7 protein-coding genes are annotated in these 6,104 nt (G+C 69.3%); 6 read left to right on the plus strand and 1 reads right to left on the minus strand.

All coding sequences use genetic code 11. The features are described from left to right. The 5 genes from Q2100_RS08050 to Q2100_RS08070 all read left to right on the plus strand — a co-directional run. On the plus strand, nt 1–353 hold a 353-nt coding region (locus tag Q2100_RS08050; RefSeq protein WP_302913585.1), incomplete at its 5' end, for a zinc-binding dehydrogenase. Nucleotides 354–384: 31 nt separating this feature from the next. Next, nucleotides 385–1,575: a metallophosphoesterase gene (locus Q2100_RS08055; protein WP_302913586.1), complete on the plus strand. Its 1,191-nt coding sequence runs from the start codon at nt 385–387 to the stop codon at nt 1,573–1,575. A gap of 21 nt (nt 1,576–1,596) precedes the next feature. Continuing rightward, nucleotides 1,597–2,739 (plus strand): sulfotransferase family protein, encoded by a 1,143-nt coding sequence (locus Q2100_RS08060; RefSeq protein WP_302913587.1) that lies wholly within the window; start codon nt 1,597–1,599, stop codon nt 2,737–2,739. Then, entirely contained in the window at nt 2,736–3,800 is a 1,065-nt protein-coding gene (locus Q2100_RS08065) for a DUF7064 domain-containing protein (RefSeq protein ID WP_302913588.1), read from the plus strand. Before Q2100_RS08060 ends, Q2100_RS08065 begins: the two co-directional genes overlap by 4 nt. A gap of 171 nt (nt 3,801–3,971) precedes the next feature. Next, nucleotides 3,972–5,216 (plus strand): fatty acid desaturase family protein, encoded by a 1,245-nt coding sequence (locus Q2100_RS08070; protein ID WP_302913589.1) that lies wholly within the window; start codon nt 3,972–3,974, stop codon nt 5,214–5,216. Here the strand turns inward: Q2100_RS08070 and Q2100_RS31880 are convergent, their stop codons facing one another. After that, nucleotides 5,217–5,429 (minus strand): DUF7218 family protein, encoded by a 213-nt coding sequence (locus Q2100_RS31880; RefSeq protein WP_456094131.1) that lies wholly within the window; start codon nt 5,427–5,429, stop codon nt 5,217–5,219. Between the two features lie 11 nt (nt 5,430–5,440). On the opposite strand from Q2100_RS31880, the gene Q2100_RS08075 reads away from it, so the two are divergent. Next, on the plus strand, nt 5,441–6,104 hold a 664-nt coding region (locus Q2100_RS08075), incomplete at its 3' end, for an amidase (protein WP_302913590.1).

A 6,104-nucleotide genomic window follows, 5' to 3' on the forward strand; every position in this document is an offset into this window, starting at 1 on the left:
ACTCCGGCGGCCGCGGCGTCGACGCCGTCATCGACGCAGTCGGCAACGACACCACGATGGCCGACGCGCTGACCGCGGTCCGCGCCGGCGGCACCGTGTCGGTGGTCGGCGTGCACGACCTTGCGCCGTTCCCCTTCCCGGCGACGATGGCCCTGCTGCGCAGCGTCACGCTGCGGATGACCACCGCGCCGGTGCAGCAGACCTGGCCGCAGTTGATCCCGCTGCTGCAGGCCGGCCGGCTTCGGGTGGACGGGATCTTCACCACCGAGCTGCCGCTGGACTCGGCCTCCGACGGCTACCGGGCAGTGGCCGCCCGCTCGGGCGACGTGGTCAAGGTGCTGCTGAGGACGTGAGCAGCGCGGGAGCGTGGGTACCGTCGACTGAGTGAGCGACACTCCGGCCGACGTGGTCGAGAACGAAGATCCCCCGCGCCGGTCCCGGCGCAGATGGCGCCGCCACGCGATCGTGCTGGCCGTCATGCTGCTGCTGTTCGGCGTGCCCTGGTGGACGCTGCTGGCGGCCGGACCGGCGTGGCCGACCGCCGTGGTGGTGGCCTGCACCCTGCTGTTCGCGGCGGCCTTCGCCGGGCTGCCGTTGCTGATGATGCACGGGCACGGCCGCAGGCACCTCGACCGGGCGGCCGCCGCCGGCGACGCACTGCTCGGCGCCGCATGGGTGCTGTTCGTCTGGTCGGTGCTCGGCCACCTGTTGGAGCTCGCGCTGGTGATCGCCGGGGTCGAGGATCCGGTGCGCTCGCGGGTGGTCGCCGCGGCGGTGGTGGCCGCGGTGGTGGTGCTGCTGGCGTGGGGCCACTTCGAGGCGATGCGGGTGCCCCGCGTGCGCACCGTCGACGTCGGGATCGCCGGCCTGGGCGCCGGACTGGACGGTCTGCGGGTCGCGATGATCACCGACACCCACTACGGGCCGATCGACCGGGCGCGGTGGTCGGCGGCGGTGGTGGAACGGGTCAACGACCTGGACGCCGACGTGGTGTGTCACGTCGGCGACATCGCCGACGGAACCGTGGCGGTGCGCGAGGCGCAGGCGAGCCCGCTCGCATCGGTGCGGGCGGCCTCAGCGCGGGTCTACGTCACGGGCAACCACGAGTACTTCAGCGAGGCGCAGGGCTGGCTCGACTACATGGAGTCGATCGGCTGGGCGGCGCTGCACAACCGGCACATCGTGGTCGATCGCGGCGGTGACCGGCTGGTCGTCGCCGGGGTGGACGACGCCACCGCGGCGGGATCCGGTGTGCACGGGCACGGCGCGAACCTGCAGGCCGCGCTCGAAGGCGCGGACCGCGCGCTGCCGGTCCTGCTGCTGGCGCACCAGCCGAAGCAGGTGCCGCACGCGGTGCGTGCAGGCGTGGATCTGCAGATCTCGGGCCACACCCACGGCGGCCAGATCTGGCCGTTCAATTTCCTGGTCCGGCTCGACCAGCCGGTGGTGCAGGGACTGAGCAGGCACGGTGAGCGCACGCAGCTCTACACGAGTCGCGGCACCGGCTTCTGGGGTCCGCCGTTCCGGGTGTTCGCACCGAGCGAGATCACGCTGTTGACGCTGCGCAGGGCGTGACGGGGGGAAGGACACAGGACGATGGTCAGCGTCGACGAGATTGAGAACGCGGCCGCCGAGCGCACCGGTCTCGACGACTTCGGGGACCCGTCGTTCGAAGAGGGTCTCGAGGTCCTGCTGTCGTCGGTGGCAGAGGAGGCGCGGCTCAACGCGGCCGGGGAGGCGTTCCTCTACGGCCGCATCACCGGATACCTCGCCCAACGGCTGCAGGTCGAGGACTGGTACCGCCGTCATCCCGAGATCGACGACGCACCGATCACCGCACCCCTGATCGGGATCGGACTGCCGCGCACCGGCTCGACGGCGCTCTCGTCGCTGCTGGCGCAGGACCCCGGTGTGCGCTACCTGCGCAAGTGGGAGTCCACGCAGCCCTGCCCACCGCCGTCGACGGTCACGGGGGCCGACCCCAGGATCCCGCCGGACAAGGGGGAGATGATCGGGACCCGCTACCACGTCCCGACCGACACCCACGGCCCGATGGAATGCCACGAGTTGATGGCGCTGGACTTCCGGTCGCACATCTTCCAGTCCTTCGCCCAGGTGCCCAGTTACTCGGACTGGCTCGTCCACCAGGCCGACCTGCGACCAACGCTGGCCTACGAACGACGGGTGCTCAAGCTCCTGCAGTGGGGCGAGCCGGCTCGGCCCTGGCGATTGAAGTGCCCGTCGCACGTACTGTGGCTCGACGCGGTCGACGCCGCCTTCCCCGACGCGAGATATGTGATGACTCACCGGGACCCGGCCGACGTCCTGCTGTCGGTCGCCGATCTGTATGCCGACATCATCGCGTCGTTCACCGATGACGTCGACCGCCGGTACATCGGCAGACTGAATGTCGAGCACTGGTCGCTCGGAATGGACCGCGCACTGCGGTTCCGCGCGGACGGCGCCGACAGCCGGTTCTACGACATCGACTTCCGGGCGATGCAGGCCGACCCGGTTCGACAGGTGACCGGCCTGTACGCCTGGCTGGGCAGTCCGGTCAGCGCCGAGTTCACCGGTCGCATGCAGAGCTGGTGGACCGTCGCTGCGACAGAGCGCGAGCCGAGTTCGCACGCTGATGCTGCCGCATTCGGCATCGACGCGGACGCGGTGCGCCCCCGCTTCGCCGCCTACGTCGCACGCGCCCACCACTGGACCACCACACGGCAGGATCAGCCATGACGATCGATCTGACCGGCGGCATCGACCCCGCCCGCGAGTACCTGCTGCCCGGGCGCCCCGACGATCCGGAGATGCGGGACTCGGTCAGCTTCTGGACCGTCGATGACCACGGCGAGCTGGGACTGCCCCGCATCGGCGTGGAGGCGGTGGGCGCGAACTGGGACAACCACGAAACCCAGGTCAACATCGCCTTCCCCGACGGTCGCGTGTACCGGCTGCGCGGCAGCGGCCCTTCCCTGTCCCCGGAAGGCCCGGAGGGCAGGGCGAGCGTTCTGGGCGCGGACGGGCTCGCCTTCCGCTGCGTGACGCCGTTCGGCACCTGGACGATGACCTACGACGGCAAGGCCGTGCAGACGTCGTCGGCCGACCTGGTGGCGGGGCGATCCAACGGCCCGCTCGTCGACGTCGCCTTCCGCGTCGAGGCGGAGATGGCGGTGCCTCCGTGGATTCAAGGCGCCCTGCAACGTGACGCAGGCGACCGCATCAAGCACTCCGCGGAGGGTGCGGTGATGGGCGGTCCTCGCTACGAGCAGCTCTACCGGGCCAGCGGTACGGTCACCATCGCCGGTGAGACACGGGAGTTCACAGGGAGCGGCCTGCGAATACGTCGCCAGGGCGTGCGAAGGCTCGCCGAGTTCCGCGGCCACGCCTGGCAGTCTGCGGTGTTCCCCAGCGGGAAGGCGTTCGGCTATATCGCCTATCCGCCGCGGCCGGACGGCGAGCCGACCTTCAACGAGGGGTACCTCTTCACCGGTGACGGCGAGTTGATCCCCGCCCGCGCCGTCGAGGTTCCGTGGCTGACGAAACTGCAGACCGTCGGAGAGGACGTGTCGCTGACACTGGAGACCGCCGCCGGCAGCGTGCACATCGAGGGCGAGACGGTTTACTCGACGCACGACATCAGCCATGACGACGACACCTACTCGGTGCGCGAGATGAAGAAGGAGAACCCGAACTTCCCGGCGCTGCAGCAGGCAGGCGTCCGTTACCGATGGGACGGTGAGCAGACCTACGGCATGCTGGAGCGCTCGAACCCACTCGAGCAGATCGACCGGGCCTGAGGTTTTCTACTCCACTCCCGGGGTATCCCTGTGGCAACAGGCGTGTGCGCCGCGACGCTCACAAGTCAGTCGCGCCCACTGCCGCGGGTTCTCAGGCAGCGGGAACCGTTTGATCCGATTTCTTCGTGGTTGGCCGTGTCACGGTCCGCTGCCTCACACCAAGGACGCCTCATGGCCATCACCGACGTCGCGCAGTATGCGCACCTGACCGAATCCGACATGGCGGAACTCGGAGCCGAGCTCGACGCGATCCGCCTCGAGGTCGAAGAGTCTCTCGGCGCCCGCGACGCCGCCTACATCCACCGCACCATCGCCTTCCAGCGCACCCTTGAGATCGGTGGACGCCTGCTCATCGCGGCGACCCGCTCCAAGAAGGGCTGGGCCGCCGGGGTCGCAGCGCTGGCTTTCGCGAAGAGCGTCGAGAACATGGAGATCAGCCACAACATCGGCCACGGCCAGTGGGACTGGATGAACGACCCCGAAATCCACTCCAACACGTGGGAATGGGACATGGCGGGCCCGTCGTCGCAATGGCGCTATTCCCACAACTACATCCACCACGTCTTCACCAACGTCCTCGACGTGGACGAGGACCTGGGCTACGGCGTGATCCGGATGACTCGCGACCAGCCGTGGGAACGTCGCCACCTGCTGCAGCCGCTGCGGAATCTCATTCTGGCCCTGGGGTTCGAGTGGGGTGTCGCTCAGCACGATCTGCACGCCGCGCAGGACCGCGCCACGACACAGTCCGAGAAGACCGCCCTCTCGCGCGCCGCGCGGCGGAAGGTCACCCGGCAGATGGTCAAGGACTACGTGGTGTTCCCGGCCTTGAGTTTGTCCCGGTGGCGCCGCACCCTCGGGGCGAACGTCGTCGCGAACATCGTCCGCAATCTGTGGGCCTACGTCGTGATCTTCTGTGGGCACTTTCCCGACGGCGCGGAGAAGTTCACCGCCGCGGTGCTGGACGACGAGACCAAACCGCAGTGGTACCTCCGCCAGATGCTGGGTTCGGCGAACTTCGATGCCGGTCCCCTGATGGCGTTCGCCAGCGGGAACCTCTGCTACCAGATCGAGCACCACCTCTTCCCGGATCTGCCCAGTAACAGATACGCCGCGATCGCCACGCGCGTGCGGGCGCTGTGCGAGCGCTTCGGCCTGCCGTACACCACCGGGTCGTTGCTGCACCAATACCTTCAGACGCTGCGCACCATTCACGTGCTCGCGCTCCCGGACAGGCCTGCACGGACCGACCACGACGAGATGAAACCGCCTGCGCATCAGGAGGTTCCGAGCGCCGTGTCGCCGATCGACGCCTCGGCGGGTGCGGTCCGGCCTGCGGGTCGACGGCGACGTCGCGGATTCCGTTCGCAGAGTCGGCTTTACGACGCCGGCGTTGCCGTCGCTGCGGCATCGTGACTACGACGACTTCTTTCCGCCCGACTTCTTCCCGCCCTTCTTGCCACCCTTCTTGGACGCTCCGGGTGTGTTCGCGATGGCGGCCGCGCGCGACTTGCTCATGCCCTTCTTGCGCAGACCCTCGTACTGCTTGTCGTTCTTGACACTCGATCCGTGATCTTTCGTACCCGCTCCGGCGGCACGTACTCGCCCCGGGCACCGGCCCCGCGACATACGGTCAGTCGGTGGACTTCGACGAATACCGCACCCATGACGCCACCTCGCTCGCGAAGCTCGTCGCCGACGGCGACGTGACCCCTGCGGAGCTGCTGAGCCTCGCGCGCGACCGGGCGGCCGCGGTGAATCCGCGGATCAACGCGATCGTGCGCGACGTTCCCGCCGACGCCAGGACGGCCGAAGAGCTGAGCGGGCCGTTCGCCGGCGTTCCGTTCCTCATCAAGGACCTGGCGCAGGACTACGCGGGTCTGCCCACCTCGGCCGGTTCCCGGGCGTGGATGTCGACGAACGCCACCGAGCACGCGACGATCGTGCAGCGCTGGATCGACGCCGGCCTGGTCATCTTCGGCAAGACCAACACCCCGGAGTTCGGGGCGAAAGGAATCACCGAACCCGTCGCTTGGGGTCCGGCCCGCAATCCGTGGGACCTGCAGCGCACGCCCGGCGGTTCATCGGGCGGGTCGGCCGCCGCGGTCGCCGCCGGAATAGTGCCCTGCGCGGGCGCGAACGACGGCGGTGGCTCGATTCGCATCCCTGCGGCGTGCTGCGGACTGGTGGGACTCAAACCGGGCCGCGGGCTGACGCCGTCGGGGCCGGCGACGGGCGAGTCCATGCACGGCGCCGCCGTGCAGGGCGTCGTGTCCCGCACCGTGCGCGACACGGCGGCGATGC

It is taken from the genome of Mycolicibacterium arseniciresistens, assembly GCF_030519285.1.
Lineage (GTDB): Bacteria > Actinomycetota > Actinomycetes > Mycobacteriales > Mycobacteriaceae > Mycobacterium > Mycobacterium arseniciresistens.